This window comes from Pseudomonas oryzihabitans (genome assembly GCF_024652905.1).
Classification (GTDB): Bacteria; Pseudomonadota; Gammaproteobacteria; order Pseudomonadales; family Pseudomonadaceae; genus Chryseomonas; species Chryseomonas benzopyrenica.
This window is the reverse complement of record NZ_CP102428.1, coordinates 4,210,256-4,235,593: the sequence shown is the minus strand read 5'-3', so window position 1 is coordinate 4,235,593 and position 25,338 is coordinate 4,210,256. Positions and strand designations below refer to the sequence as shown.

The window sequence follows — 25,338 nt, the reverse complement described above, 5'->3', positions numbered from 1 at the left end:
CGCCCAGGCAGAGCCTTTCGCCCATGTCGGCGTCCTGAGTCAGCCCGCCAGGCAAACTCACGAGAAACTCAGGCCCGTTACTCAGGGTCGACCGAGGAAGAGTCCGCCCCGAGTCGCCATCATGTCCCGCCGTCTGCGTCTGCCTCTTTACTTCCTCATCGGCTTGGTCGTCCTGCTGCTGTGCCTGCACCTCGCCGCGCCGCTGTTGATCCGCCATTACCTCAACGACAAGCTGGCGGACATGGGCGACTATCGTGGCCAGATCACCGACGTGGACCTGGCCTGGTGGCGCGGCGCCTATCGCATCGAAGGGCTGGAGATCGTCAAGGTCAACGGCAAGGTGCCGGTGCCCTTTCTCAAGGCACCGGCCATCGACATCGCGGTGAGTTGGCGCTCGCTGTGGCAGGACCATGCCATCGTCGGGCGCATCGTCTTCGATCGCCCCGAACTCAACTTCGTCGACGGTGGTGCGCGCAAGGAGCAGTCGCAGACCGGTGAAGGCACCGACTGGCAGGACCAGGTGGACAAGCTGATCTCCATCACCCTCGACGAGGTGCGGGTGGTGAACGGGCGGGTGACCTTCCGCAACTTCAACTCCAAGCCCCAGGTGAATCTGGCAGCCACCGATGTTAACGCCAGCCTCTACAACCTGACCAACGCTGCCGACGCTCAGGACGAACGCATCGCCCACTTCGAAGGCAAGGCCGCCGTCCTCGGCAGCGCGCCCCTGGAAGCCAGCGCCCGCTTCGATCCCTTCAAGGACTTCACCGACTTCGATTTCCGCCTGAGAGTCACCGACATCGACCTGCCCAAACTCAATGATTTCGCCCGCGCCTACGGCAAGTTCGATTTCCGCGCCGGCAGCGGCGACGTAGTGGTGGAGGCCAAGGCGGTGGACGGCCAGCTCAGTGGCTACGTCAAGCCGCTGATGAAGAACGTCGACATCTTCGACTGGCAGCAGGACGTCGAGAACCGCAACAAGAACGCCCTGGAGAGCGCCTGGGAAGCCGTGGTCGGCACCGCCCAGACCCTGCTCAAGAACCAGCCCCGCGACCAGTTCGCCACCCGGGTAGATCTCTCGGGCAGCGTGAAGAACCAGGACATCAGCCCGTTGCAGGCCTTCTTCAATATCCTGCGCAATGCCTTCGTGCAGGCCTTCAGTGCTAGATATGACGCGGATTGACGCTTTCGTAGGTTGGCGCTGAGCACAGCGAAGCCCAACAGCTTGATTTCTGGCGTCCGGCCACCCTCACCCCAGCCCTCTCCCAGAGGGAGAGGGCGCGGTTGGACCCCGCAGCGTTTTCCACTGACGTACACGGACGCGAGCGGTGGATAAGGCCGCACCATAATCCACCCTACCCGTAGGTTGGCGCTGAGCGCAGCGAAGCCCAACGGGCGGGACTGTCAGTGACTCCAACGGTGGATAAGGCCGCACCGTGATCCACCCTACCCGTAGGTTGGCGCTGAGCGCAGCGAAGCCCAACACCATCACCCTCACCCGATAAACAACCGATACGCCGGATTGTCCGTCTCGTCCCAGTAGCGATAGCCGATGGCATCCAGGGTCGCCAACAGCTCGCCCCGCTCGGCGTGACTGGCCTCCAGCGCCGCGAATACCCGCCCGTCCGCCGCGCCATGGTTACGATAATGGAACATGCTGATGTTCCAGCGGCCGCCTAACCGCTCGAGGAAATCGAACAGCGCCCCAGGCCGCTCGGGGAATTCGAAGCGGAACACCTGTTCTTGATCGACCCGCATGGCATGGCCACCCACGGTGTGGCGGATATGCAACTTGGCCAGTTCGTTGTCGGTCAGGTCCAGCACCGGAAAACCCTGGTCGCGTAGTCCCTGCAGCAAGGCCTCACGTGGATCGCGCTGGGGGTGGGTCTGGACGCCGACGAAGATATGGGCTTCCTGGCCGGTGTGGTAGCGATAGTTGAATTCGGTGATCTGCCGCCGGCCCAGGGCCTCGCAGAAGGCCCGAAAGCTGCCCGGCCGCTCGGGGATGGTCACGGCGATGATGGCTTCGCGCTGCTCGCCTAATTCGGCGCGCTCGGCCACGTGTCTCAGGCGGTCGAAGTTGATGTTGGCGCCGGAATCGATGGCCACCAGCACCTGGCCGCCACTGCCGGCGCGCTCGGCGTACTTCTTGATCCCCACCACGCCCAGGGCGCCAGCCGGTTCGGTGATGGAGCGGGTGTCGTCGTAGATGTCCTTGATCGCCGCGCAGATCTCGTCCGAGCTGACGGTGATCACCTCGTCCACATAACGGCGGCAGACCTCGAAGGTGTGATGGCCGATCTGGGCCACGGCCACGCCATCGGCGAACAGCCCCACGCGCGGCAAGACCACCCGCTCGCCGGCGGCCATGGCCTGCTGCAGGCAGTTGGAGTCGTCCGGCTCGACGCCTATGACCCGGATCTCGGGGCGCAGGTATTTCACATAGGCGGCGATACCGGCGATCAGGCCACCGCCGCCCACGGGGACGAAGATGGCGTCCAGCCGGCCCGGCTGCTGGCGCAGGATCTCCATGGCCACGGTGCCCTGGCCGGCGATGACGTCGGGATCGTCATAGGGCGGGACGAAGGTGTAGCCCTGCTCCTCGGCCAGGCGCAAGGCCTCGGCCAGGGCCTCGGGAAAGGCATCGCCATGCAACACCACCTCGCCACCACGGGACTGGACGCCGATGACCTTGAGTTCCGGGGTGGTCCGCGGCATGACGATGATCGCCCGCACGCCCAGTTCGCGGGCCGCCAGGGCCAGGCCCTGGGCATGGTTACCGGCGCTGGCGGCGATGACGCCGCGAGCCTTTTCCTCGGTCGAGAGACTGGCCAGCTTGGTATAGGCGCCGCGGATCTTGAAGGAGAACACCGGCTGCAGGTCTTCGCGCTTGAGCAGCACCTGGCAGCCCAGCCGTTCGGACAGCGCCCGGGCTGGTTGCAGGGGCGTCTCGATGGCCACGTCGTAGACGGGGGCTTCGAGGATCTTGCGGGCATAGCGCTGCAAGAGATCGGTGGCGGGTTCCTGGACGGTCATGGCGGGCTCCTGGGGTGTTTCGTCGGGGCCCAGGAGTCAGAAAGTACAAACCCGCCTCTTGGGCGGGTCTGGTTGCGCAGCTAATGCTGTCCCGCCATCAGGTAATGGCGGTAATAATGCTGGGGCGTTGAGGGCTGCGCGTTTTCATGACCGCTACCCTAGGGCCTGGCCGGGCATGGCGTCAAGCGGCGCCGATGGCTGTGGCACAATGGCTAACCTGTTGCCCACTTCCCGCGACCCGATCGCCTCTGCCGAGAATCCCGATGGCCCGCAAGAAAGCTCCCGACTTCGAACAATCCCTGGCCGAACTGCAGACCCTGGTGGAACGCCTGGAGAGCGGCGAGCTGTCCCTGGAGGACTCCCTCGGCGCCTTCGAACAGGGCATCCGCCTGACCCGCGAATGCCAGGGCGCCCTGGCCCAAGCCGAGCAGAAGGTGCAGATCCTGCTGGAAAAGGACGGCGAACTCACCGCCGCCCCCTTCGCCCCGGTCGGGGACGACGCATGATCGAGGCCTACCAGCAACGCTGCCAGACCCGCGTCGACACCGCTCTCGCCCCGCTCTTCAGCGCGCCCCGCGCCGAACTCGCCCGGCTCTATGCCGCCATGGCCTACAGCGTCATGGGTGGCGGCAAGCGGGTACGGCCGTTGCTGGTCTATGCCGCCTGCGAAGCCCTGGGTGGCGATCCGGCGCGCGCCGACCAGGCCGCCTGCGCGGTAGAGCTGATCCACGCCTATTCCCTGGTCCACGACGACCTGCCGGCCATGGACGACGACGACCTGCGCCGCGGCCGGCCCACCACCCACAAGGCCTATGACGAGGCCTGCGCCATCCTTGCCGGCGACGGCCTGCAGACTCTGGCCTTCGAGACCCTGCTGGCGGCGCCCCAGGACGCCGCGGTGCGGCTGGAGATGGTCGCGGTGCTGGCCCGCGCCAGCGGTCCGGCGGGCATGGTCGGCGGTCAGGCCATCGATCTGGAATCGGTCGGCCGGCGCATCGACCAGCCGGCGCTGGAGACCATGCATTTGCACAAGACCGGCGCCCTGATCGCCGCCAGCGTGCAGCTCGGCGCCCTGGCCAGCGAAGCCGCCGGTGCCGCCGAGCGCGACGCCCTGGCCCGCTATGCCGAGGCCATCGGCCTGGCCTTCCAGGTCTGGGACGACGTGCTCGACATCGAGAGCGATACCCAGACCCTGGGCAAACGCCAGGGTGCCGACCTCGCCCGTGACAAACCGACCTACCCGGCGCTGCTCGGGCTGGACGCGGCCAAGGCCTATGCCCTGGAACTGCGCGACACCGCCCTGGCGGCCATCGAGCCCCTGGGTGAGCCGGCTGAACCCCTACGCGCCCTGGCCCGCTATATCGTGGAACGACGTAGCTAGACGCGCTTCAGCGGAAAAACTCGTAACCCGGGCCGCATTTGCCCCCGGGTCCGTTGTCACAGGGGCATAACAAGACGCCCTGCCCGCTGTTGGGATGCCACGCGGGCATCGGGTAAACTGCCTAATTCTCTGCGCAAAGTGATCAGCCAGATGCCCAAGACGTTTCACGAGATTCCCCGCCAGCGTCCCGCGACGCCCCTGCTCGACCGCATCGACTCGCCGGTGCAACTGCGCCAGCTCGGTGACGCCGAGTTGGACGCCGTCGCCGACGAACTGCGCGCCTTTCTCCTGTGGACCGTGGGCCAGACCGGCGGTCATTTCGGCGCCGGCCTGGGCGTCATCGAACTGACCGTGGCCCTGCACTACGTCTTCAACACCCCGGAAGACCGGCTGGTGTGGGACGTCGGCCACCAGGCCTATCCGCACAAGATCCTCACCGGCCGCCGCGAAGGCATGGCCAGCCTGCGCCAGAAGGACGGCCTGGCCGCCTTTCCACGGCGCAGCGAAAGCGAGTACGACACCTTTGGCGTCGGCCACTCCAGCACCTCCATCGGCGCCGCCCTGGGCATGGCCATCGCCGCCCAGTTGCAGGGCATCGAGCGCAAGTCGGTCGCGGTGATCGGCGACGGCGCCCTGACCGCGGGCATGGCCTTCGAGGCGCTCAACCATGCCTCGGACACCGGCGCCAACATGCTGGTGGTGCTCAACGACAACGACATGTCCATCTCGCGCAACGTCGGTGGCCTGTCCAACTACCTGGCGCGGCTGCTCTCCAGCCGTACCTACCAGCACCTGCGCGAAAACGGCAAGAAGGCCCTCTCCAAGCTGCCCGGTGCCTGGGAAATCGCCCGCCGTACCGAAGAGGCCGCCAAGGGCATGCTGGTGCCCGGCACCCTGTTCGAGGAGCTGGGCTGGAACTACATCGGCCCCATCGACGGCCATGACCTGCCGACCCTGGTCACCACCTTGCGCAACCTGCGCGATGCCAAGGGTCCGCAATTCCTCCATGTGATCACTCGCAAGGGCAAGGGCCTGTCCATCGCCGAGGCCGATCCCATCAGCTACCACGCCATCACCAAGCTGGAGCCGCTGGACGCCAAGCCCAAGCGCCCAGGTGCGCCCAAGTACTCCAACATCTTTGGCGACTGGCTGTGCGACATGGCCGCCGTCGATGCCAAACTGGTGGGCATCACCCCGGCGATGAAGGAAGGCTCCGACCTGATCCGCTTCGCCGAACGCTATCCCGAACGCTACTTCGACGTGGCCATCGCCGAGCAGCACGCGGTGACCCTGGCCGCCGGCCTGGCCTGCGACGGCATGAAGCCGGTGGTGGCCATCTACTCCACCTTCCTGCAACGCGGCTACGACCAGTTGATCCACGACGTGGCGGTGCAGAATCTGGATGTGCTCTTCGCCATCGACCGCGCTGGCCTGGTGGGCGAAGACGGCCCGACCCACGCGGGCAGTTTCGACCTCTCCTACCTGCGTTGCATCCCTGGCATGGTGATCATGGCGCCCAGCGACGAAAACGAGCTGCGCCGCCTGCTCACCACCGGCTATCGCCACCAGGGCCCGGCCGCGGTGCGCTACCCGCGCGGCAGCGGCCCCAACGCCGCCCTGGATCCGGGCCTGGAGCCCCTGCCTATCGGTAAAGGCGTGGTGCGTCGTCAGACCAGCCTGAAGAGCGGCCCCAAGGTCGGCTTCCTGGTGTTTGGCGTGCAACTGGCCGAAGCCCTGCAGGTCGCCGAGCGCCTGGACGCCAGCGTGGCCGACATGAGATTCGTCAAGCCGCTGGACGAGGCCCTGATCCGCCAGTTCGCCGCCGACCACGACCTGCTGGTCACGGTCGAGGAAAACAGCGTCATGGGCGGCGCCGGCAGTGCGGTCAACGAATTCCTGCAGGCCAATGCCCTGGTCCAGCCCGTGCTCAACCTGGGCCTGCCGGACAGCTACATCGAACACGCCAAGCCGGCCGACATGCTGGCCGAGTGCGGCCTCGATGAAGCCGGCATCGAGCGTGCGGTACGCGAGCGCCTGGCGCTGGCGGATCTGACCCCGGCCGGTCTGCGCAAGGAAGCTTGAGCGCAACCAGCCATTGGCCAGTAAAAAGGCGCCCTAGGGCGCCTTTTCCATGTCTTCGTTCTGATGCAGATTACCGAGCATGTGGCCGAGCTTGCCGGCTTTGGTCAGCAGGTAGCGGCGGTTGTGCGGATTGAGCCCTTCCTGCAAGGGCACCCGCTCGGCGACCGGGATGCCCAGCACCTCGAGCGCCTTCACCTTGCGCGGATTGTTGGTCATCAGCCGCAGCGCCGTGACGCCCAGGTGCTCGAGCATCGGCTTGCACAGGGCATAGGTGCGCTGGTCGGCGCCGAAACCCAGGCGCTCGTTGGCTTCGACGGTATCGGCCCCGGCATCCTGCAGCTCATAGGCGCGGATCTTGTTGAGCAGGCCGATGCCGCGCCCCTCCTGGCGCAGATAGAGCAACACGCCACGCCCGGCTTCGGCGATGGCGCGCAGCGCGGCTTCCAGCTGGAAACCGCAGTCGCATCTCAGGCTGAACAGCGCATCGCCGGTCAGGCATTCGGAATGCAGGCGGCCCAGCACCGGCTCGCCATCGGCCACGTCACCGAAGGTCAGGGCGACGTGCTCCTTGCCATCGGTCTCGTCGAGGAAACCGTGCATGGTGAACAGGCCGAAGGGGGTGGGCAGTTGGGAGGCGGCGACAAAGACGACGGACACCTGCGGGCTCCTGGCGGGGAAAGACGTACATTGTAACCTTTTCCCCGGGCCCGGCGTCATCGCCAGGGGTTATGACGTCGACACGTAACGATCTATCAGAGCCTGTTCAAAATCTCGCGAGCTAGAGCCAAACAAGGCGAAAAGGGCTGAGGAAGCGGAGTTTACGAGTGGTAAATGAGCATTCCGAAGCCATTTTCAACGCGGTCTGGCCAACGCGCAGCAGATTTTGAACAGGCTCTCAGCGCGCCTGGACGTAGAAGATGCCCTGGGCCTCGCGCCAGCCCACGCGATTGAGGAAACTCATGCCCAGCAGCCCCTGGCTTGGGTAGTTGCCCTCCAGCACCATGGCCTCCACCCCGACCACCTCGACATCACCCAGGCGCACCTGCTTGAGCGTGGTGCGCCAGGCGCGGGCATGACCGCTGGCGGTTTCCACCCAGCCCGGGGTGCCGTCGCGATAGCTGATGCCCAGCTGATCGGCCTGGGCGCCACTCAGGGCGACGCTGGTGGCGCCGGTGTCCACCAGCAGCGGCACCGGGCGGCCGTTGACGTTGGCGGTGACCTGATAGTGGCCGTTGTTGCTGCGCGGCACGCTGAATTCGCGGCGCTGCGGAGCGCTGTAGCCGTCGCTGTATTCGCGGCCGAGGGCGAAGGTCTGGGTCTGGCCGTCGATGCGCAGCAGCGCCTGCTGGGCATCAGCACTGACCAGCTCGACGTCGTCCAGGCGCTGGCCGACTCGCAGCAATTTGCGCTGGCCATTGACGTTGACCACCGCCGCGCCATTGAACAACCCCACGACCCTGACCTGGGGTTGCGCCCAGGCGAGCGAACCGACGGCCAACAACAGGCCGTACGCGCCCAGTCTTTTCACTGCCCTGCTCCTTGGGCCTGCGTCTCGTCAGCCGACGAGATGACCCCAACCGATGTGTAATCCCTGGACCACCAGCCAGGCGAGAACGCCGGCCAGTACATCGTCGACCATGATGCCGACACCGCCGCGGACATTGACATCCAGCCAGCGGATTGGCCAGGGCTTGCAGATGTCTAGTACGCGGAAGGCGACGAAACCCACCAGCAGCCAGATCAACCCCGGGGGTGACAGCCAGAAGGTGATCCAGATGCCGACCATCTCGTCCCAGACGATGCCCTCATGGTCGTGCACCCCCAGTTCCCGGGCAACCTTGCCGCACAGCCAGCAACCGAACACGGTCAGCAGCACCAGCAGCAGCGGATAGCTCCAACCACTGAGCAGCTGCCAGAGCGGCACGAAGGGCAAGGCGATCAGCGATCCCCAGGTGCCGGGCGCCTTGGGCAGGGTGCCGGAACCCAGGCCAAAGGCCAGGAAATGCCAGGGATCGCGCCAGACCGACAGGGGGACCGGCTGGGCGGGGGCTTGGTGTTCGCTCACGAAAGGGACTCCGCTCGAAGACGCTAGAAGTGTTGGAAACCGGTCTGCGCCAAGGTCATGGGCTGACCGTCGGCGGCGAGGACAGCAACGCCGCTGCCCGCCTCGACCCGCCCGATCACCTGCGCCTGGGGCCAGGCGACGGCCAGCGCCGGGGCCTGCTCCGGTGGCAGGGTGAAGACCAGTAGATAGTCGTCGCCGGCGCCCAGCGCCAGGCGCAGCACCTCATCGGCAGGGAAGAGTTCGGCCAGGGCCGGACTCACCGGCAGCCGCGCCGTCTCCACCACCAGGCGTACCCCGGAGGCGGCGGCGATGTGGCCGCAATCGGCCACCAGGCCGTCGGAGACGTCCTGGGCCGCCGTCGCCCTGCCCCGCAGCCAGAGGCCGAGGTCGAATTGCGGTTGGGGTGCCCAGTAGCGCGCCAGCAGGTGCCGACAGGCGTCGCCCTCCGGCGCGCGCTGGCCGAGGACGAAGGGCAAGGCCCCGCCGGCTTCACCGGGGGCGCCGCCCAGGCACAGCAGATCGCCCGGGCGGGCACCGCTGCGCAGCAGGGCCTGACCGGCCGGCACCTGGCCGAAAACCGTGAGGGTAAGGGACAGCGGGCCGCGGGTAGTATCGCCACCGACCAGGCGCAACTCGCACTGCTCGGCCATCTGCGCAAGTCCTGCCGCCAGGCCTTCCAGCCAGGCGGGTTCGACGCTCGGCAGGGTCAGCGCCAGGGTGAAGCCCAAGGGCGCGGCGCCCATGGCCGCCAGGTCGCTGGCGCTCACCGCCAGGGCGCGCTGGCCGAGGCCGTGGGCATCCGGGCAGGGATCGGGGAAATGCACCCCGGCGGTCAGGGTGTCGGTGGAAACCGCCAGCTGCTCACCCGGGGCGGGTGCCAGCAGCGCGCAGTCGTCACCGATGCCCAGCGCCACGCCGGGTCCGCTGCGGGCGCAGGGCGCCGCGGCGAAATAGCGACGGATGAGTTCGAATTCACCCATGCCAGAGCGGGCGATCAGCGCTTGCCGCGCAACTCGGCGCTGCGCAGCTTGGGCGCCAGCTTGTCCAGCACGCCGTTGACGAACTTGTGGCCGTCGGTGGCGCCGAAGATCTTGGCCATCTCGATGCCCTCGTTGATCACCACGCGATAGGGCACGTCGATACGCTTGAGCAGCTCGTAGCAGGACAGTCGCAGCACGGCCAGCTCGACCGGATCCACCTCGTTCATGGCACGGTCCAGGCAGGGCAGGATCAGACCGTCGATCTCGCTCTTGTTGGCCGGCACGCCATGGAGGACTTCATGGAAGTAGGCGCCGTCGACCTTGGCGAAATCGTTGTCGACGCGAAACTGCGCCTCGATCTCGTTGATCGCCTGGCCCGCCATGTGCCACTGGTACAGGGCCTGGACCGACAGGCTGCGCGCTTCGCGACGGGCAGCCAGTTTGCCGGTGGGGGCCTTCTTGCCCGCGGGCTTGCCGGCCGCGGGCGGAGTCAGATCGCCGCTCACTTGGCCTCCAGCTGCGCCAGCAGGCTGACCATTTCCAGAGCGGACAGGGCGGCTTCGGCGCCCTTGTTGCCGGCCTTGGTGCCGGAGCGCTCGATGGCCTGCTCGATGGAGTCGACGGTCAGGACGCCAAAGGACACCGGTACGCCGAATTCCATGGAGACCTGGGCCAGACCCTTGGTGCACTCGCCGGCCACGTATTCGAAGTGGGGGGTGCCGCCGCGGATCACCGCGCCGAGGGCGATGATGGCGTCGAATTCGTCGCGCTGGGCGATCTTCTGCACCGCCAGCGGGATCTCGAAGGCGCCGGGGACGCGGATGATGGTCAGGTCGTCCGGCTTGATGCCGTGCCGTACCAGGGCGTCGATGGCGCCCTGCAGCAGGCTTTCGACGACGAAGCTGTTGAAGCGACCGACCACCAGGGCGAAACGGCCCTGGGGAGCGATGAAGGTGCCTTCAAAGGTCTTGATGTTCATGTGCGGGTCCAGTTGTCAAAGAGCCGGACGGCCGGCGGTGCCAGGCCGTTCGTGGAAATCCAGGTGAAGCGCGCCATGCCACCCGGGCGGAGCGCGCCAGGCGGAAGGGTCATTCTTCAGGAGGCAGATAGTCTACTACTTCCAGGTCGAAGCCGGATATGGCGTTGAACTTCATCGGCGAGCTGAGCAGGCGCATCTGACGAATGCCCAGGTCGCGGAGGATCTGCGAACCGGCACCGACGGTGCTGTAGGTGGACAGTGCCTTGGGCACCGGCAGCGGCTCGCGCAGGTGCGCCAGCAGGTCGTCGCCCTCGATCGAGTGACCCAGCAGCAGCACCACGCCAGTGCCTTCGCGGGCCACGCGCTCCATGGCACTGCGTAGACTCCAGCGACCCGGCTGCTGCACCTGCAGGAGGTCGCGCAGCGGATCCATGTTGTGCACCCGCACCAGCGGCAGCTCCTGGCCGGCCAGGTCGCCACGGATCAGTGCCAGGTGGACGTCGCCCTCCACCTCGTCGCGATAGGTCACCAGCTTGAACGGCCCGAGTTCGGTCTCCAGCTGCTGCTCGTCGATGCGCTTGACGGTGTGCTCGTGGAGCAGGCGGTAGTGGATCAGATCGGCGATGGTGCCGACCTTGAGCCCGTGCTGCTCGGCGAAGGCTTCGAGTTCGTCGCGCCGGGCCATGGTGCCGTCGTCGTTCATCACCTCGCAGATCACGCCGCTCTCGGCGAAACCGGCCATGCGCGCCAGGTCGCAGGCCGCCTCGGTGTGGCCGGCACGGGCCAGCACACCGCCGGGCTGGGCCATTAGCGGAAACATGTGGCCGGGACTGACCACGTCGCCGGGCTTGGCGTCCTTGGCGATGGCGGCCTGCACGGTGCGGGCGCGGTCGGCCGCGGAGATGCCGGTGCTGATGCCCTCGGCAGCCTCGATGGAGACGGTGAACTTGGTGCCGAAGCCGGAGGCGTTGCGGCTGGCCATCATCGGCAGGTTGAGGCGTTCGCAGAGACCCTTGCTCATGGGCATGCAGATCAGGCCCCGGGCATGGCGGGCCATGAAGTTGATGTGTTCGGCGGTGACGCATTCGGAGGCGATGATGATGTCGCCTTCGTTCTCGCGGTCCTCGTCGTCCATGAGGATGACCATCTTGCCCGCGCGGATGTCCTGGATGATGTCTTCAATGCTGGAAAGTGCCACGGTGTCGTCCTTAGCGCTGCAGATAGCCGTGTTCGGCGAGAAAGTGTTCGGTGACGCCGCCCTTGCTGGACTCGGCGGCCTTGTCGCCCAGCAGCAGGCGCTCCAGGTAGCGGGCCAGCAGGTCCACCTCCAGGTTCACCCGCCGCCCGGCGCGGTAGTCGGCCATGATGGTCTCGCCGAGGGTATGGGGGACGATGGTCAGCTCGAATTCGGCGCCGTCCACCGCGTTCACCGTGAGGCTGACGCCGTCCACGGTGATCGAGCCCTTGAGGGCGATGTAACGAGCCAGTTCGGCCGGGGCACGCAGGCGAAACTGCACGGCGCGGGCGTTATCGGCGCGGGAGACCACTTCGCCGAGGCCGTCCACGTGGCCGCTGACCAGGTGGCCGCCGAGGCGACTGGTGGGCATCAGCGCCTTTTCCAGGTTGACCCGGCTGCCGGGCTTGAGGCCGCCCAGGCTGGTGAGGCTCAGGGTTTCGCGACTGACGTCGGCCCAGAAGCCATCGCCAGGCAAGTCCACGGCGGTGAGGCAGACTCCGTTGACGGCGATGCTGTCGCCGAGCTTGACGTCGGCCAGGTCGAGCTTGCCGGTGGCGACATGGAGGCGCACGTCCCCGCCCTTGGGCGTGAGGGCGCGGATCTCGCCGAGGGCTTCGATGATTCCGGTAAACATCAGCTCAGGCCTCCGAGAGGTAGAGCCAGAAAGACAGTGCAGCTAGACATCGACGAACTCCTGTTTCGGTGAAAAAACAGGGCGTACGGACAGAAGGGAAATCAGACGGACGAGGGGCTCGCACCCCTGCCAGGCGAGGCTATCCCGTTCTCTCTCATCCGGACTATGACCGTCGGCCCCGGGATCCAACCGGGTCTGCTGACCTCCCCCGCCACAGAGGACCGGGAAGCGCTCGCGGGCTCGTCCCGATTGATCGGGCGTTACCGCCGGTGGGGAATTGCACCCCGCCCTGAGAACTCGCCACCCGCAGGCGGCGCAGGTTTTGTAACACAGTTCGCCGCCAGGGGGCCAGGGGCGTCAGGTGTCGCGCCGGGGTCGGGCGATCAGGTGCAGGTCCGCGCCCACCGGCGTGGCGCTGATGATCTCCAGCTGTGGCGCCTGGGCCAGGTGCTGCAGCGGCCAGTCCAGCAGCGGTCGGGCGCTGGAACCCAGGAACTTGGGTGCCAGGAACAGGTGATATTCGTCGACCAGCCCGGCCTGGGCGAAGGCACCGGCCAGGCGCGGTCCGGCCTCCACTAGGACGTCGTTGACCTGCTCGCCGCCCAGGCGGGTCAGCAGGGCCGTTAGATCGACCTGGCCCTGGGCGCCGGGTAGCGCCAAGTAGTCATGACCGGCCGCCGCATAGGCGGGCGCCTCGTCCGCCATACCGGCGACCCGTGCCGCGCCGGCCTGGAAGAAGGGTGCCTCCAGCGGCACCCGGCCACGGCCGTCCACTAGCAGCCGCTGCGGCGTGCGCAGGGTGGCCAGTTCCAGTTCGTCTCCACTCAGGCCCAGTTCGCTCGGGCGCACGGTCAGGCGCGCGCCATCGGCCAGCACGGTGTCGGCGCCGGTGATCACCACCCCCGCCTCGGCACGCAGTCGCTGGACGCTCTGGCGCGCCGCCGGCCCGGTGATCCACTGGCTTTCGCCACTGGCCATGGCGGTGCGGCCATCCAGACTCAGGGCCAACTTGACCCGCACGAAGGGCCGCCCGGTGAGCATGCGCTGGATGAAGCCGGCGTTGAGCGCTCGCGCTTCGGCTTCCAGCACTCCGGCGCGGGTGGCGATGCCAGCGGCGGCGAGCCGCGCCAGGCCGCGTCCGGCCACCAGCGGATTGGGATCGGTCATGGCCGCCACCACCTCGGCCACTCCGGCCGCGACCAGGGCGTCGGCGCAGGGCGGGGTGCGGCCATGGTGGCTGCAGGGCTCCAGCGTCACATAGGCAGTGGCGTCGCGGGCGGCATCCCCTGCCTGGCGCAGCGCATGCACCTCGGCATGGGGGCCGCCGGCCTGGCGGTGCCAGCCCTCGCCCACCACCTGGCCGTCACGGACGATCACGCAGCCCACCCGCGGATTGGGCGCCGTGCTGTAGCGGCCGAGCGCCGCCAGCGCCAGGGCGCGGGCCATCCAGAATTCGTCGTTCATCCCGTTGGCGGCGCTCATACCGGCTGCTTGCCCGGATCCTGGGCCAGCCGCTCGATTTCGTCGCGGAATTCGGCCAGGTCCTGGAATTGCCGATAGACCGAGGCGAAGCGGATATAGGCCACCTGGTCCAGCTTGCGCAACTCGTCCATCACCAGTTCGCCCACCACCCGGGAACGGATCTCCCGCTCGCCGGTGGCGCGCAGTCGGTGCTTGATCAAGGCGATGGCCTCTTCCAGGCGCTCGACGCTGACCGGTCGCTTCTCCAGGGCGCGCTGCATGCCAGCGCGCAACTTGTCCTCGTCGAAGGGCTGGCGGGTGCCGTCCTGCTTGATCAGCCGCGGCAGCACCAGTTCGGCGGTCTCGAAGGTGGTGAAACGTTCCTGGCAGGCCAGGCACTCACGCCGCCTGCGCACCTGCTCGCCGGCCGCAACCAGCCGGGAATCCGTGACCTTGGTGTCGTGGGCGCCGCAGAAGGGACAATGCATGGAGGAGTCGACCGCCGGAAGGGAAAGCCTTCATGGTACCCGATCGCCCCCTGCCGGGAACCTCCGGGTACCGGACGAATCGACAGCCAGGAGCCGCCGGGCTATAAGAGCGCCCTGTGTTCGACGACCCCTTTCCAGCCTCCCGTGCCGCCCTCGCCGGTGGCGACCTCCGGATCCTGCCATGACCCCACGCGTCCTCCTGCCCCTGCTGTTCACCGGTCTGCTCGTGGCGTGCTCCAGCCCACCCGAAACCACGCCGCCGCAGCCCACCACCCCGGCCGACGAGCCGGTTCCGGTGGCGGGCGCTCCCACCCCGGCCAATCTGCGCGAAATCTCCGGGGTGCTGCGCAATGCCCAGGGCCTGGTCCCGGCCGGCGCCCAGGTCGAGATCGCCCTGCTGGCGGTCAACGCCAAGGGCCTGCCCCAGCGCCTGCTGGCCAGCGAGACGGTGACCGGCAAGGGCGCGCCCCTGGCCTTCCGCTTGCCCTTCAATCCCGAGATCTTCCCCACCCGTCCTGACCTCAAGGTGGAATTCCACGCCCGCCTGATCCAGGCCGGGCAACTGGCCAGCTACCTGCCACCGGTCGGTGTGGGCGGGCCGACCACGCAGAACCTCGGCGAACTGGTGCTGAACCAGACCCCGTGACGCCCCCTGCCGATCTCGCCGTCGCCCTGACGGCCCTGCTGGGCGACGCCCGCCTCACCTTGCAGGCATTGCCAAATAGCGACCTATCGCTATGGCTGATCGATCCGGCCAACATGGCGCGCGCCTTTTCCCCGGCGGAAACCCAGCGCCTGCTGGAGGCACCGCCCTACTGGGCCTTCTGCTGGGCCAGCGGTCTGGCCCTGGCGCGCTGGATCGCCGCCCATCCCGAGCACGTCGCCGGGCGCCAGGTGCTGGATTTCGGCAGCGGCTCGGGCATCGCCGGTCTCGCCGCCGCCCGGGCCGGCGCCGCGCGGGTGGTCTGCTGCGATCTCGACCCACTGGCATTGAAGGCCTGCCGTGCCAATGCCGAGGCCAACGCCGTGCAGATCGAGACGCTGGACGATTTCTGTGCCAGCACCGAGCGCTTCGATCTCATCCTGGCCGCCGACGTCCTCTACGATCGCGCCAACCTGCCGCTGCTCGGACTTCTGCAGAATCGCGCAGAACGGATCCTGCTGGCCGACTCGCGGGTGCGCGACCTGGCCCATCCCGGCTTCACCCGCCTCGCCGACCTCCAGGCTTGCACCCTGCCGGATCTGGCCGAGCCGGAGGAATTCCGCCGCGTGGCGCTCTACCAGGGCTGAGCCGAGCCTCCTTGTTTCCAAGCCCGGCGCCCCCACCTATAGTGCATCTTTCGTCTGCCGAGTCCGCCATGAGCCAGGTCCCCTACATTTTCGACGCCACCCTCGACACCTTCCAGCAACAGGTCATCGACGCCTCCTTCAGCACCCCCGTCCTGGTGGACTTCTGGGCCGAGTGGTGCGCGCCCTGTAAGGTACTGATGCCGCTGCTGGCCAAGATCACCGAGTCCTATGGCGGCGCCCTGCACCTGGCCAAGGTCAACTGCGACATCGAGCAGGAACTGGTGATGAGATTCGGCATCCGCAGCCTGCCCACCGTGGTGCTGTTCAAGGATGGCCAACCGGTGGATGGCTTCGCCGGCGCCCAGCCGGAGTCGGCCATTCGCGCCCTGCTCGAACCCCATGTCCAGGCCCTGCCACCAGCCGAGGAAGATCCGCTGGACGCTGCCCAGGCGCTGTTCGCCGAGGGGCGTTTCGCCGAAGCCGAAGCCCTGCTCAAAGCCCTGCTGGAAGAAGACAACAGCGACGCCCTGGCGCTGATCCTCTATGCCCGCTGCCTGGCCGAGCGCGGTGAACTGGACGATGCCCAGGCGGTGCTGGACGCGGTCAAGGGCGACGAGCACAAGCAGGCCCTGGCCGGCGCCCGTGCCCAGCTGACCTTCCTGCGCCAGGCCGCCAGCCTGCCCGAGGTGGCCGACCTCAAGAGCCGCCTGGCGCGCGATGCCGGCGACGACGAAGCCGCCTACCAGCTGGCCGTACAGCAACTGGCCCGCCAGCAATATGAACCGGCGCTGGATGGTCTGCTGGACCTGTTCCGCCGCAACCGCGGCTATGGCGACGACCTGTCGCGCAAGACCCTGGTGCAGGTCTTTGATCTGCTGGGCAACGACCACCCGCTGGTCGCTACCTATCGCCGCCGCCTGTACCAAGCGCTGTACTAAGCGCCGGTCGACAACGGCTGCGTCGCCCCGGACGCAGCCTTATCCACAGCCAGCACCAGCCTGACGCTGTGGACCTTTCGTAGCATGGGAAACCGCCCGGCGTTTTCCACCAACCTGCCCCAGCCTCACCCCTGCCAGATATAGAACTGCGCCTCGCCCACCCGCTCCATGCGCACCTGGGGGCTGTGCCTCAGCCGAACCAGCAGCTGCTTGGCCACGCCCAGATTGCCGGTCAGCTTTTCCAGGGCCACGAGGATGTCCGGTCCGCTGAGCCGCCCAGCCTGGCTGAGCAGTTTCACCACCTGGTCCCAGAGCATGTCGCCGCCCGACTTGGGCCCGCTGGGGGCGGCGACCACCGCCGCAGCAGGCAGGGACGCCGCCGTAGGCTGCAGGGCTGCGGCCAGGCGCTGCCAGTCGGCCTCGTCCAGTTCCACCGTGAGATCCACGGGCTGGCTGCCGATGGTTCCGCGAATGCGTACCATGGTGTTCTCCTCGTCGTGCAGAGGCCCATGCTCCCACAGCCACCGGCCGACGCCAAACCAAGGTTGCAGCGCGGAAAAGCAACAACATAACATAGCGCCTCTCCGTCCACTGGAAGCCTACCATGCGCCTGCCTCTGCTGACCCTTTGCCTTGCTGCCGCGCTCGCCCAACCGGCCTTTGCCCATGGCACCCACGACGACCATGACGAACACGCGCATGGCGCCCTGGGTGCCCATGTGCACGGTGAATCCCACCTCGACCTGGCGCAGACCGATACCGGCCTGGAATTGCAGTGGCGCAGTCCGGCGGCCGATCTGCTGGGCTTCGAACATGCAGCGCGTAATCAGCAGGAACAGGCTGCCGTCGCCGCGCTGCGACAGAGCCTGGAAAATCCCCAGGCGCTGGTGAAGCTGCCCGCGGCGGCCGATTGCCGGCTCACCGAAGCCAGCGCCATCAGTCCGCTGTTCGCCAAGGACGCCATCGCCAGCGGCCATCTCGACGTGGAGGCCAGCATGAGCTTCAGCTGCAACAAGCCGGGTGCGCTCGACAGCCTGGACCTCTCCGGCTGGTTCGCCCGCTTTCCCAACAGTCACAGTGTCGAAGTGCAGGCCATCGTCGCCAGCGGCCAGCAGGGCGCCGAGCTGACGGCTCAGCAACCGCGACTGAAGTGGTAGGACGGCCATGAGTACCGCGCCCCTGGTCGAGATCCGGGACCTTGGCTTCGCCTGGCCCGGCCAGGCGGAATGCCTGGACATCCGGCACTTCCAGCTGGCATCCGGAGAGGCGCTGTTTCTCGAAGGGCCCTCGGGCAGCGGCAAGACCACCCTGCTCGGCCTGCTCGGCGGCGTGCAACGGCCGAGTCGCGGCCAGGTGCGCCTGCTCGGTCAGGACCTGGGAGCGCTCGCCACCGCCCGGCGCGACCGCTTTCGCGTCGACCACACCGGCTTTCTCTTCCAACAATTCAACCTGCTGCCCTTTCTCTCGGTGCTGGACAACATCCTGCTGCCCTGCCAGTTCTCGGCACTGCGCCGCGCCCGTGCCCGTGCGCGGCATGGCGATCCTCAGGCCGCGGCCCTGACCCTGCTCCGCGCCCTGGGACTGAGCGATCCCGACCTGCCCCGCCGTCCGGCCCGCGAATTGTCCATCGGCCAGCAGCAGCGGGTCGCCGCCGCCCGCGCTCTGATCGGCCAGCCGGAACTGGTGATCGCCGACGAGCCCACCTCGGCGCTGGATACCGATCACCGCGACGCCTTTTTGCAGCTGCTGTTCGCCGAATGCGCCGCGGCTGGCGCCGGCCTGCTGTTCGTCAGCCACGATCGCAGCCTGGCAGGCCATTTCGACCGCCACCTCACCCTGGCCCAGCTCAACGCCGCCCGCCCGGAGACCTAGGATGCCCCTGCTCCAACTGGCCTGGGCCAGCCTGCGCAATCGCCGCGCCACCGCCCTGCTCACCGTCTTCACCATCGCCGTCTCGGTGGCCCTGCTGCTGGGTGTCGAGCGGCTGCGCACCGAGGCCAAGGCCAGCTTCGCCAGCACCATCGCCGGTACCGACCTGGTGGTGGGCGCCCGCTCCGGCGCGGTCAACCTGCTGCTCTACTCGGTGTTCCGCATCGGCAACGCCACCAACAACATCCGCTGGGAGAGCTACGAGAAGCTCGCCGCCGATCCCCGTGTCGCCTGGACCATCCCGCTGTCCCTTGGCGACTCCCACCGCGGCTACCGGGTGCTGGGCACCGACGGCAACTACTTCGCCCACTATCACTACGGGCGCAACCAGCCGCTGCGGCTGGCCCAGGGTCGCCCCTTCAACGACGTCTTCGAGGTAGTGCTGGGCGCCGAGGTGGCCAAGGCGCTGCACTATCAACTGGGCGACAGGGTCGTGCTGGCCCATGGTGTCGCCACCATCAGCCTGACCGAGCATAGCGACCACCCCTTCACGGTGGTCGGCATCCTCGCCCCCACCGGTACCCCCGTCGACCGCACCCTGCACATCCCGCTGAGCGGCATGACCGCCCTGCACCTGGACTGGCGCGGTGGCATGCCCGGTCCCTCGCTGAGCGACGCCGAGGTGCGCCGGCGCGATCTCACGCCCCAGGACCTGACCGCCGCCCTGGTCGGCCTCAAGAGTCGGGTGGCCACCTTTGCCGTGCAGCGCGCGGTCAACGAGTACCGTGGCGAGCCGCTGCTGGCCATCCTGCCCGGCGTGGCCCTGCAGGAACTCTGGGGCCTGCTCGGCACGGCGGAACAGGCGCTGCTGGTGATGTCGCTGTGCGTGGTGCTCACCGGCCTGGTGGGCATGCTCACCGCGCTGCTCGCCAGCCTCAACGAACGGCGCCGGGAAATGGCCATCCTGCGCTCGGTGGGAGCCCAGCCGCGCCACCTGTTCGGCCTGCTGCTGGCCGAGGCCCTGGCGCTCACCCTGGCCGGCTGCCTGGGCGGGCTGGCGCTGCTCTATGGCGCCATCGCCCTGGGCCGCCCCTGGCTGCTGGCGGAATACGGTCTGGCATTGCCGCTGGACTGGCCCTCGCTCTACGATGGGCAACTGCTCGGCGGCATCCTGCTCGCCGCCCTGGTGCTCGGTTGCATCCCAGCCTGGCGCGGCTGTCGCCAGGCCCTCACGGACGGGTTGTCCGTGCGCTTGTAGACGAGGCTTCCACCCCATGCGCCTGGCGCCTTTGCTGTTGCTCTGCTGGCTGTCCTGGGTCCAGGCCGAACCCCGCCAACTCGCCTGGCGCGAACTGGTACCGGCCGATGCGCCGCGCTTCAATCCCGGCAGCATCGACCACGGCCTCGGCGAAGACGGCCCCGCCGCCAGCCAGCCCTGGCCGGATGCGCCGACGGTTGCCGCCCTGGATGGCCAGGAGGTGCGCTTGCCGGGCTATGTGGTGCCGATCATGGTCACCGACGAGGGCGAGGTCACTGAATTCCTGCTGGTTCCCTACTACGGCGCCTGCATCCATGTGCCGCCGCCTCCGGGCAACCAGATCGTCTACGTCAAGGGCAGCCACGACCTCTGGCTGTCCAAGCTGCACCTGCCCTACTGGGTGGAAGGCCGTCTGGGCGTGGGCAGCCAGCGCAGCGAGGTGGCCGTCGCCGGCTACTGGCTGCAGGCCCAGCGCATCCAGCCCTACGTCCTCAAGGGCGATGGCTCCTGAGGAATGTGACCCACCCTTGAGCGAGATCAAGAGTCCGCCGTTTCAGCTTCGCTAGGCTGCTCCCAGCCCTTTTCCATGCCTTCGGAGCCCTCGCCATGCGTCCCCTCTTCCGCCTCAGCCTGCTCGCCCTCGCCCTGGCCGCCCCTCTCGCCCAGGCCCACCAGGCCGGCGACATCATCCTGCGCGCCGGCGCCATCACCGTGGATCCCCACGAACGCAGCTCCGACGTCAAGATCGACCGCGGCGCCCTGAGCGGCGCCAATCTCGGCGGCAAGGCGAGCATGGACAGCAACACCCAGCTGGGCCTCAACTTCGCCTACATGCTCACCGACCACCTGGGCGTCGAACTGCTGGCGGCCACGCCCTTCGAGCACCAGGTCAACATCAAGGGCACCGGGCTGGACGCCGCCAACGGCAAGCTGGGCAGTCTCAAGCACCTACCGCCGACTCTGAGCCTGGTCTACTACCCCCTGGACGCCAAGGCGACGTTCCAGCCCTATGTCGGCGCCGGCCTCAACTACACCTGGATCTATGACGAGCACGTCGGCAGTGGTGCCAGCGCGGCCGGCTTCGATAACTTCCGCGCCGACAATTCCTGGGGCTGGTCCGCCCAGGTTGGTGTCGATCTCATGCTCACCGACCGGGTGATGCTCAACGCCCAGGTCCGCTACATCGACATCGCCACCACCGCCCACGTCGATAACACCGCCCTCGGCGCTCGGGCCAAGGTCGATCTGGACGTGGATCCCTGGGTCTATATGGTCGGCCTGGGCTATCGCTTCTAGCTCACCGCCAGCCACTCGCGCCGTAGGTTGGCGCTGAGACAGCTCCATCGTCGCAGCCCAAGAGACCGGGGCTTGCCCCTGGCCTCGCCCGCTAGTCCCGTAGCAGTGCCGCCAGCCCCGTGCCCATGCCTGTGGGCTGGCTGAAATCGAAGCGCTCGCGCAGACGACGGTTGTCCGCCTTCGAATGGCGGATGTCCCCCGTCCGCGCCGCACCATGGGCCACCGGCGGTAGGCCACCCAGCACCTGGCCGATCTCCGCCAGCAGTCCGTTCAGGCTGATGGTCTCGCCGCGCCCCACGTTCACCGCCCCCGCCGCTACCGCGGGGGCTTCCAGCGCCTGCACCAGGATGCCCACCAGATCGGCCACATAGACGAAATCGCGGGTCTGCTCGCCGTCGCCGAACACCGTGATCGGCGTCTGCCGGCGAGCGCGCTCGGTAAAGATGCTGATCACCCCCGAATAGGGCGAAGAGGGATCCTGACGCGGTCCGTAGATGTTGAAGAAGCGGAAGATCGCCGGCTCCAGACCGTGCTCGCGGCGATAGAAGTCGAAGTAGTACTCGCCGGCCAGCTTGTCCGCCGCATAGGGCGTCAGCGGTGCCTTGGGCAGCTCCTCGTCGATGGCCTGGCCCTGACCGTTGGCGCCATAGACCGCCGCGCTGGAGGCATAGACCACCCGCTTGATCGCGGCCTTGCGCATGGCCTCGCACAGATTCAGGGTGCCGATGAAATTGGCCCTATGGGTGCCCACCGGGTCTTCCACCGAGGCTTGCACCGAGGCCACCGCGGCCAGGTGCACCACCGCTGCGCAACCGGTCACCGCGGCTTCCAGCGTCGCGGCATCGGCCACGTCGCCCACCCGCAGCTCGATAAGGTCGTTGTCCAGCGGCAGATTCTCGCGCTTGCCGGTGCTCAGATCGTCCAGTACCCGCACCCGCCGGCCCCGCGCCAGCAGCGCGTCGGCCAGGTGGGAGCCGATGAAACCGGCACCGCCAGTGATCAGAATGGGCGCATCACTCATCGAAACCTACCTCGTCCTGCCGAAAGCCCTGCAACAGCGCCGGCAGCTCCTGCTGCCAGCGCCGCGCCTTGATGCCAAAGGTGTTGAGCAGCTTGCGACTGATCAACACCCCCTGTTGTGGCTCTTCCGTGGCATCCGCCCGCTCCAGGTGCGTCACCTCCTGCCATTCGCAGCGCACCGGCCGGTCGAATTCCTGCCAGAGCTGGGCGACGGTCTCGGCCAGGCCCAGCTCCGACACCGCCTCCTGGGCGCCGTAGTGATAGGTCCCCCAGAGCGGCGCACCACAGTCGAGCTGCTTGACCACGGCCAGCAGCACCCGGGCGGCATCGCCCACGGTGGTCGGGTTGCCGCGCCGGTCGCCCGCCATCGGCACCACCTGCTCGGTACCCAGCTGCCGCAACAGACGCCCCAGGCGACCGTCGCGGGAGTCGTCGAGGACCCAGCCCAGGCGCAGCAGGATGTGCATCGGGCACAGCGCCCGCACCAGCTGCTCGACCCGCCAGAGCGCCTCGCCACGTGCACCCGGCGGCCGCGGAAGATCCTTTTCACTATAGCCGGCCACGCGCGAGCCATCGAAAAGCTGATAACTGGACGGTTGGATCAGCGGAATCTGATAGTGCTGGCAGAGGCCGGCCAGGCGTTGTACGGCCAGCGCCTGGCGCTGCACCAGCGCCGGATCGAAGTCCCCCGCCTGCAACCAGTCGCGGTAATAGGCGAGATTGATCACCGCCCCCGGCCGTACCTGGTCGAGCACCTGGGTCAGCCCGGCGGCGTACCAGCCCTCCGCGGGAGTCTCGGGGGCGACGAATTCGATGCCCGCTTCGGCACCGGCGGCGAGTAGCGCCTTGCCCAGGGCGCTCTCCCCGCCCACCACTAGAAGACGCATACGCATGTGTTGGAACAGCCTTCAAACCAGCATAAACAGGCGTCGAAAAATTCGACGGACATCGGTCAACATAGCGCGTCGCGCCAACCTTGCTCAAGCATCGGCGGTACCCGCTGCCAGTTGCTCGCGGCTTTGTTCGCGCAGGGTATGGTTAGCGGCGCTTTTGAGATTGGGCAGCAATCGGCAGATCAACGCCAACTGGGTACACACCAGTCGGTAGCCATCGTCGTTGTCCTCGGCCGCGGCTTCCAGTTCGTCGGCCAGGCTGCTTTCCTCTTCGGCGGTCGGCGGCAGACTGCGCCGCTCCGCCACTGCGGTGGCAATGGCTTCCATGCCCTCGGCGATCCGGGTCACGGCGCGCTTCACCAGGGCATCGTGCTCGGCCGCCTCCAACTGGCGGCGATGGGCGCCCAGGGCCGACAGATAGCCCAGCAGGGTGTTGGACAGCGCCAGATAGCGAAAGCCCGCTTCCAGGTTACGGCGGAAATGCCCGGGATCGCGCAGCATGTTGGCCAGTGCGGCCGACAGCGTCGCATCGGCATTGTGGGCGTTGCGCCGCGCCACGCGGTAGTCGAGATCGTCCCGCTTGCCGGTCCGGTACTGCTCGTGCAACCGGCGCAGATAGAGTGCATTGGTGCGCAGGGTATTGGCCATCACCTGATGCAGTCGCCGTCCCTGCCAGTCCGGCAGGACAAAGAACACCGCCAGTACCGCGATCAGGCAACCCAACAGGGTATCCAGCAACCGCGGCCAGATCAGCATGAAGCCATTGCCCACCTGGTTGAAGCAGAACAGCACCATCAGGGTGATGGCGGCGGTGGCGATGGTGTAGCGATCCGTCCGGGTGATAAAGAACACCAGGCCGGCGACCAGCGCCATCAACAGCTGGATCTCCGGCTGACCGAACAGCTCCAGCAAGGCGCTGCCCAGCAACAGGCCGATCACCGTACCGACGATCCGCTGCACCAGCCGCACCCGGGTCGCCCCGTACTGCGGCCGACAGACGAACACCGTGGTCAGCAGGATCCAGTAGCCGTTCACCGGGTGGATCAGGTGCAGCACGCCATAGCCGGCCATCAGCGCCAGCGCCAGGCGCAGGCCATGGCGGAACAGCAGCGAGGTCGGGGTCAGCTGCAGGCGGATGCGCTGGAACACCTCGCGCAGGGAGCGCGCCGCCGGATCCAGCAGGCTGGTGTCCAGATCCGCCGCCCCCGAGTCGCTGTTGCCCGCCTCGGAGAATTGCCGCTCCAGAGTCGAGAGATTGTGCCCGAGCAGGTCCAGGGAGCGCAGCAGACCGCGCCAGCGCGGATTCTGCTGCTGCTTGAGATACTCCAGCGAGGCCTGCAGATCGGTCAGCCCCTGCTGACTCTGCTGGCCATATTCGAAGGGCTGCCCCAGACGAATCGCCTCGCCCATGTTGTGGCAGGCATTAGCCTGCAGCTTGAGCAGGCGCTGACAGCGAAACAGGATGTCGCTATGGAAGAAGGCCTCGGTCAAGGCGCTGTAGGGATAGTGCGAGGAACTGGCGCGCTCGTGGATGTCCTGCGCCATGAAATAGAGACGGAAGTAGCGCCCCGAGCGCGCGCCAGGCCGTCCCGAGCGGCCGAAGCGATTGAGGATGGTCGCCTTGGCCTGGTTCAGCGCCTGCACCACCTTGCCGTTCTGCTGCGCCAGCAGCACGCGGCGCCGATGCAGATCCACCCCGCGTACCGGTTCGAGCATCTCGGCCTTGAGCCTGAGCAGAATCTCCAGTTCGCCATAGAGGGCGGACAGATTCTGCCGCACCGGCTGATGGGCGAACAGCGCGCACCAGAGCACCGAAAGCAGGCCGTACCACAGCGCACCGGCCAGCAGGTGCGCTGGCTCGTACCACAACGGCACCTGGGCGCCGAGGCGCTGATCCACCCCGATCATGGCGTAGATCGACAGGATCACCGTGGCCTGGGCGATGGATGCATAGCGCTCGCCGATGGCGCCCAGCATCGTCAGGCTGAAGGTGGCCAGACCCAGGCCGACCACGAAGATCCAGGGATAGGGAAACAGCAGCTCGACCGCGAAGGCCGCCACCGTGAAGCACAGCAGCGTCACCGCCAGCGACTTGAGTCGCCCCAGCCAACTGTCGTCGGTTTCCGCCAGGGCGCTGGCGATGATGCCGAGAAACACAGGCGACAGCGCACGCAGATCCCCCAGCGACCAGCAGACGGCCATGGCGCCGCTCAGGGCGACAAAGACGCGAACGCCATAGCTGGCCTTTTCGTGCGCCCAGAGCTGGCGCAAAGACACTCCAAACACAGTCATGACGGGAGAGCGAGCCTCGTGTTTTCGCGCTTGATGCGAACCTTAGCACTGCGACGTCGCAAGCGGCGTTCGAGACAGCCTTTCCCGCACTTTTTTGACGGACGAAGAAAACCCGGCATTCGCCGGGCTTCTTCCTATCC

General features: G+C 67.5%; 27 protein-coding genes and 1 riboswitch. Of the genes, 12 read left to right on the top strand and 15 right to left on the bottom strand.

Annotated elements, in window-relative coordinates:
• Positions 1–121 precede the first annotated feature (121 nt).
• Positions 122–1,183 carry a DUF748 domain-containing protein gene (locus NRG74_RS19670; RefSeq protein WP_064307604.1) on the top strand — a complete coding sequence of 354 codons (1,062 nt, stop codon included), beginning with the start codon at positions 122–124 and terminating at the stop codon, positions 1,181–1,183.
• A gap of 311 nt (positions 1,184–1,494) precedes the next feature.
• Here NRG74_RS19670 and ilvA read toward each other — a convergent pair whose 3' ends face one another.
• The gene (gene ilvA, locus NRG74_RS19665; protein ID WP_257705094.1) at positions 1,495–3,036 is read right to left on the bottom strand and encodes a threonine ammonia-lyase, biosynthetic; all 1,542 of its coding nucleotides are present in this window, start codon (positions 3,034–3,036) and stop codon (positions 1,495–1,497) included.
• Between the two features lie 263 nt (positions 3,037–3,299).
• Between ilvA and NRG74_RS19660 the strand changes: the two genes are divergently transcribed.
• The 3 genes from NRG74_RS19660 (at position 3,300) to dxs (ending at position 6,499) form a co-directional block, all read left to right on the top strand.
• The gene (locus NRG74_RS19660; RefSeq protein ID WP_064308488.1) at positions 3,300–3,542 is read left to right on the top strand and encodes an exodeoxyribonuclease VII small subunit; all 243 of its coding nucleotides are present in this window, start codon (positions 3,300–3,302) and stop codon (positions 3,540–3,542) included.
• On the top strand, positions 3,539–4,417 hold the full coding sequence (locus tag NRG74_RS19655; protein WP_064308489.1) for a polyprenyl synthetase family protein: 879 nt from the start codon (positions 3,539–3,541) through the stop codon (positions 4,415–4,417). The genes NRG74_RS19660 and NRG74_RS19655 overlap by 4 nt, the downstream gene beginning before the upstream one ends.
• Positions 4,418–4,567: 150 nt before the next feature.
• A complete protein-coding gene (gene dxs / locus NRG74_RS19650; RefSeq protein ID WP_257705093.1) occupies positions 4,568–6,499 on the top strand; it encodes a 1-deoxy-D-xylulose-5-phosphate synthase in 1,932 nt (643 codons plus the stop codon).
• A 33-nt stretch (positions 6,500–6,532) separates the two neighbouring features.
• On the opposite strand, the gene ribA is transcribed toward dxs, so the two are convergent.
• The 10 genes from ribA to nrdR form a co-directional block, all read right to left on the bottom strand.
• A complete protein-coding gene (gene ribA / locus NRG74_RS19645) occupies positions 6,533–7,156 on the bottom strand; it encodes a GTP cyclohydrolase II (protein ID WP_017639515.1) in 624 nt (207 codons plus the stop codon).
• A 238-nt stretch (positions 7,157–7,394) separates the two neighbouring features.
• Positions 7,395–8,027 carry a retropepsin-like aspartic protease family protein gene (locus NRG74_RS19640; protein ID WP_257705092.1) on the bottom strand — a complete coding sequence of 211 codons (633 nt, stop codon included), beginning with the start codon at positions 8,025–8,027 and terminating at the stop codon, positions 7,395–7,397.
• A 27-nt stretch (positions 8,028–8,054) separates the two neighbouring features.
• Complete coding sequence (locus tag NRG74_RS19635; RefSeq protein WP_257705091.1) at positions 8,055–8,564, bottom strand: phosphatidylglycerophosphatase A family protein; 510 nt, start codon at positions 8,562–8,564, stop codon at positions 8,055–8,057.
• 23 nt (positions 8,565–8,587) lie between these two features.
• Complete coding sequence (gene thiL, locus NRG74_RS19630) at positions 8,588–9,544, bottom strand: thiamine-phosphate kinase (protein WP_257705090.1); 957 nt, start codon at positions 9,542–9,544, stop codon at positions 8,588–8,590.
• A 14-nt stretch (positions 9,545–9,558) separates the two neighbouring features.
• Positions 9,559–10,050 (bottom strand): transcription antitermination factor NusB, encoded by a 492-nt coding sequence (gene nusB, locus NRG74_RS19625; protein WP_133860576.1) that lies wholly within the window; start codon positions 10,048–10,050, stop codon positions 9,559–9,561.
• Positions 10,047–10,523 carry a 6,7-dimethyl-8-ribityllumazine synthase gene (gene ribH, locus NRG74_RS19620; RefSeq protein WP_007161209.1) on the bottom strand — a complete coding sequence of 159 codons (477 nt, stop codon included), beginning with the start codon at positions 10,521–10,523 and terminating at the stop codon, positions 10,047–10,049. The genes nusB and ribH overlap by 4 nt, the downstream gene beginning before the upstream one ends.
• A gap of 109 nt (positions 10,524–10,632) precedes the next feature.
• Positions 10,633–11,670 carry a bifunctional 3,4-dihydroxy-2-butanone-4-phosphate synthase/GTP cyclohydrolase II gene (ribBA, locus tag NRG74_RS19615; protein WP_437181200.1) on the bottom strand — a complete coding sequence of 346 codons (1,038 nt, stop codon included), beginning with the start codon at positions 11,668–11,670 and terminating at the stop codon, positions 10,633–10,635.
• 61 nt (positions 11,671–11,731) lie between these two features.
• Positions 11,732–12,394, bottom strand: coding sequence for a riboflavin synthase (locus tag NRG74_RS19610; RefSeq protein ID WP_173147269.1), 663 nt, complete (start codon positions 12,392–12,394; stop codon positions 11,732–11,734).
• A 142-nt stretch (positions 12,395–12,536) separates the two neighbouring features.
• A riboswitch (FMN riboswitch) is annotated at positions 12,537–12,695 on the bottom strand.
• A gap of 56 nt (positions 12,696–12,751) precedes the next feature.
• Positions 12,752–13,876, bottom strand: a complete 1,125-nt coding sequence (ribD, locus tag NRG74_RS19605) for a bifunctional diaminohydroxyphosphoribosylaminopyrimidine deaminase/5-amino-6-(5-phosphoribosylamino)uracil reductase RibD (protein WP_257705088.1) — start codon at positions 13,874–13,876, stop codon at positions 12,752–12,754.
• Entirely contained in the window at positions 13,873–14,343 is a 471-nt protein-coding gene (gene nrdR, locus NRG74_RS19600) for a transcriptional regulator NrdR (protein ID WP_007161213.1), read from the bottom strand. The genes ribD and nrdR overlap by 4 nt, the downstream gene beginning before the upstream one ends.
• A gap of 181 nt (positions 14,344–14,524) precedes the next feature.
• Between nrdR and NRG74_RS19595 the strand changes: the two genes are divergently transcribed.
• From NRG74_RS19595 to trxA, 3 genes are all read left to right on the top strand, one after another.
• On the top strand, positions 14,525–14,989 hold the full coding sequence (locus NRG74_RS19595; protein ID WP_017639507.1) for a YbaY family lipoprotein: 465 nt from the start codon (positions 14,525–14,527) through the stop codon (positions 14,987–14,989).
• Entirely contained in the window at positions 14,986–15,633 is a 648-nt protein-coding gene (locus NRG74_RS19590; protein WP_257705087.1) for a class I SAM-dependent methyltransferase, read from the top strand. Before NRG74_RS19595 ends, NRG74_RS19590 begins: the two co-directional genes overlap by 4 nt.
• Positions 15,634–15,701: 68 nt before the next feature.
• The gene (trxA, locus tag NRG74_RS19585) at positions 15,702–16,571 is read left to right on the top strand and encodes a thioredoxin (protein ID WP_257705086.1); all 870 of its coding nucleotides are present in this window, start codon (positions 15,702–15,704) and stop codon (positions 16,569–16,571) included.
• 125 nt (positions 16,572–16,696) lie between these two features.
• On the opposite strand, the gene NRG74_RS19580 is transcribed toward trxA, so the two are convergent.
• The gene (locus NRG74_RS19580; protein ID WP_017642608.1) at positions 16,697–17,053 is read right to left on the bottom strand and encodes a hypothetical protein; all 357 of its coding nucleotides are present in this window, start codon (positions 17,051–17,053) and stop codon (positions 16,697–16,699) included.
• A gap of 122 nt (positions 17,054–17,175) precedes the next feature.
• Between NRG74_RS19580 and NRG74_RS19575 the strand changes: the two genes are divergently transcribed.
• From NRG74_RS19575 to NRG74_RS19555, 5 genes are all read left to right on the top strand, one after another.
• Positions 17,176–17,727: a DUF2796 domain-containing protein gene (locus NRG74_RS19575; RefSeq protein ID WP_257705085.1), complete on the top strand. Its 552-nt coding sequence runs from the start codon at positions 17,176–17,178 to the stop codon at positions 17,725–17,727.
• Positions 17,728–17,734: 7 nt separating this feature from the next.
• Complete coding sequence (locus NRG74_RS19570) at positions 17,735–18,442, top strand: ATP-binding cassette domain-containing protein (protein ID WP_257705084.1); 708 nt, start codon at positions 17,735–17,737, stop codon at positions 18,440–18,442.
• 1 nt (position 18,443) lies between these two features.
• Positions 18,444–19,697, top strand: a complete 1,254-nt coding sequence (locus NRG74_RS19565) for an ABC transporter permease (protein WP_257705083.1) — start codon at positions 18,444–18,446, stop codon at positions 19,695–19,697.
• A gap of 16 nt (positions 19,698–19,713) precedes the next feature.
• Positions 19,714–20,208, top strand: coding sequence for a DUF3299 domain-containing protein (locus NRG74_RS19560; protein ID WP_257705082.1), 495 nt, complete (start codon positions 19,714–19,716; stop codon positions 20,206–20,208).
• A gap of 95 nt (positions 20,209–20,303) precedes the next feature.
• Positions 20,304–20,993, top strand: a complete 690-nt coding sequence (locus tag NRG74_RS19555) for an OmpW/AlkL family protein (RefSeq protein ID WP_257705081.1) — start codon at positions 20,304–20,306, stop codon at positions 20,991–20,993.
• A gap of 91 nt (positions 20,994–21,084) precedes the next feature.
• On the opposite strand, the gene NRG74_RS19550 is transcribed toward NRG74_RS19555, so the two are convergent.
• The 3 genes from NRG74_RS19550 to yccS all read right to left on the bottom strand — a co-directional run bounded on the left by NRG74_RS19550 (position 21,085) and on the right by yccS (position 25,198).
• The gene (locus NRG74_RS19550; RefSeq protein WP_257705080.1) at positions 21,085–22,014 is read right to left on the bottom strand and encodes an NAD-dependent epimerase/dehydratase family protein; all 930 of its coding nucleotides are present in this window, start codon (positions 22,012–22,014) and stop codon (positions 21,085–21,087) included.
• A complete protein-coding gene (locus NRG74_RS19545; protein WP_257705079.1) occupies positions 22,007–22,906 on the bottom strand; it encodes an NAD(P)-dependent oxidoreductase in 900 nt (299 codons plus the stop codon). Before NRG74_RS19545 ends, NRG74_RS19550 begins: the two co-directional genes overlap by 8 nt.
• A gap of 87 nt (positions 22,907–22,993) precedes the next feature.
• Positions 22,994–25,198, bottom strand: coding sequence for a YccS family putative transporter (yccS, locus tag NRG74_RS19540; RefSeq protein WP_257705078.1), 2,205 nt, complete (start codon positions 25,196–25,198; stop codon positions 22,994–22,996).
• Positions 25,199–25,338: the final 140 nt, after the last annotated feature.

What these genes read in the sequence shown, in the direction of transcription:
- NRG74_RS19670 (WP_064307604.1), top strand. Translation starts at nt 122, where the DNA reads ATGTCCCGCCGTCTGCGTCTGCCTCTTTACTTCCTCATCGGCTTGGTC.
- ilvA (WP_257705094.1), bottom strand. Translation starts at nt 3,036, where the DNA reads ATGACCGTCCAGGAACCCGCCACCGATCTCTTGCAGCGCTATGCCCGC.
- NRG74_RS19660 (WP_064308488.1), top strand. Translation starts at nt 3,300, where the DNA reads ATGGCCCGCAAGAAAGCTCCCGACTTCGAACAATCCCTGGCCGAACTG.
- NRG74_RS19655 (WP_064308489.1), top strand. Translation starts at nt 3,539, where the DNA reads ATGATCGAGGCCTACCAGCAACGCTGCCAGACCCGCGTCGACACCGCT.
- dxs (WP_257705093.1), top strand. Translation starts at nt 4,568, where the DNA reads ATGCCCAAGACGTTTCACGAGATTCCCCGCCAGCGTCCCGCGACGCCC.
- thiL (WP_257705090.1), bottom strand. Translation starts at nt 9,544, where the DNA reads ATGGGTGAATTCGAACTCATCCGTCGCTATTTCGCCGCGGCGCCCTGC.
- ribH (WP_007161209.1), bottom strand. Translation starts at nt 10,523, where the DNA reads ATGAACATCAAGACCTTTGAAGGCACCTTCATCGCTCCCCAGGGCCGT.
- ribBA (WP_437181200.1), bottom strand. Translation starts at nt 11,670, where the DNA reads ATGGTCATCCTCATGGACGACGAGGACCGCGAGAACGAAGGCGACATC.
- NRG74_RS19610 (WP_173147269.1), bottom strand. Translation starts at nt 12,394, where the DNA reads ATGTTTACCGGAATCATCGAAGCCCTCGGCGAGATCCGCGCCCTCACG.
- ribD (WP_257705088.1), bottom strand. Translation starts at nt 13,876, where the DNA reads ATGAGCGCCGCCAACGGGATGAACGACGAATTCTGGATGGCCCGCGCC.
- nrdR (WP_007161213.1), bottom strand. Translation starts at nt 14,343, where the DNA reads ATGCATTGTCCCTTCTGCGGCGCCCACGACACCAAGGTCACGGATTCC.
- NRG74_RS19595 (WP_017639507.1), top strand. Translation starts at nt 14,525, where the DNA reads ATGACCCCACGCGTCCTCCTGCCCCTGCTGTTCACCGGTCTGCTCGTG.
- trxA (WP_257705086.1), top strand. Translation starts at nt 15,702, where the DNA reads ATGAGCCAGGTCCCCTACATTTTCGACGCCACCCTCGACACCTTCCAG.
- NRG74_RS19580 (WP_017642608.1), bottom strand. Translation starts at nt 17,053, where the DNA reads ATGGTACGCATTCGCGGAACCATCGGCAGCCAGCCCGTGGATCTCACG.
- NRG74_RS19575 (WP_257705085.1), top strand. Translation starts at nt 17,176, where the DNA reads ATGCGCCTGCCTCTGCTGACCCTTTGCCTTGCTGCCGCGCTCGCCCAA.
- NRG74_RS19570 (WP_257705084.1), top strand. Translation starts at nt 17,735, where the DNA reads ATGAGTACCGCGCCCCTGGTCGAGATCCGGGACCTTGGCTTCGCCTGG.
- NRG74_RS19565 (WP_257705083.1), top strand. Translation starts at nt 18,444, where the DNA reads ATGCCCCTGCTCCAACTGGCCTGGGCCAGCCTGCGCAATCGCCGCGCC.
- NRG74_RS19560 (WP_257705082.1), top strand. Translation starts at nt 19,714, where the DNA reads ATGCGCCTGGCGCCTTTGCTGTTGCTCTGCTGGCTGTCCTGGGTCCAG.
- NRG74_RS19555 (WP_257705081.1), top strand. Translation starts at nt 20,304, where the DNA reads ATGCGTCCCCTCTTCCGCCTCAGCCTGCTCGCCCTCGCCCTGGCCGCC.
- NRG74_RS19550 (WP_257705080.1), bottom strand. Translation starts at nt 22,014, where the DNA reads ATGAGTGATGCGCCCATTCTGATCACTGGCGGTGCCGGTTTCATCGGC.
- NRG74_RS19545 (WP_257705079.1), bottom strand. Translation starts at nt 22,906, where the DNA reads ATGCGTATGCGTCTTCTAGTGGTGGGCGGGGAGAGCGCCCTGGGCAAG.
- yccS (WP_257705078.1), bottom strand. Translation starts at nt 25,198, where the DNA reads ATGACTGTGTTTGGAGTGTCTTTGCGCCAGCTCTGGGCGCACGAAAAG.